This window comes from Herbaspirillum sp. VT-16-41 (assembly GCF_001994935.1).
Classification (GTDB): Bacteria; Pseudomonadota; Gammaproteobacteria; order Burkholderiales; family Burkholderiaceae_D; genus Herbaspirillum; species Herbaspirillum frisingense.
Window position 1 is genome coordinate 1 of the sequence record NZ_MUXB01000041.1, and the last position, 462, is coordinate 462.

Annotated in this window: 1 protein-coding gene; it reads right to left on the reverse strand. The window is 45.7% G+C overall.

The annotated features are described in order from the left end of the window. On the reverse strand, positions 1–361 hold a 361-nt coding region (locus tag BTM36_RS03940), incomplete at its 3' end, for a hypothetical protein (RefSeq protein ID WP_217349536.1). Positions 362–462 lie beyond the last annotated feature (101 nt).

Genomic DNA, 462 nt, shown 5'->3' on the forward strand with positions numbered 1-462 from the left:
TTCTCTCTTCTCCTCCTTCCTTCCCTTCCTCCTTCTCTTTCCCCCTCTCCTCTCTTCCCTTCTTTTCTTCCCTCTCCTTCCCTTCTTCCTCTTTCCTCCTCCTTTCTCTCTCCTTTCTCCCTTTCCCCTTTTCTCCTCTTCCTTTTTTCTTCCCTTTTTTTTCTCCCTTCTCTCTTCCTCTCCCCCTTCTTCCCTCCCTTCCCCTCCTTTCCTCTCTTCTTCCTTCTTCTTCTTTCCCCCCCCCCCCCCCCCCCCCCCCCCCTTCCTCCTGCCCGCGCGCCCTTGCATCCCGCATGATCATGAGGAGGGAATTTAATGTAAAATGAAAATTTTTAAAAAATTTTTTTTTTATTTTTCCCACATCGGCAGAGCAAAAGACAGGAAACCACTTCCCTCCTGTAATATCCTATTCACTCTTCTTCTTTCTACACAATAAAAAAAAAATAAATCACTAAACAATAT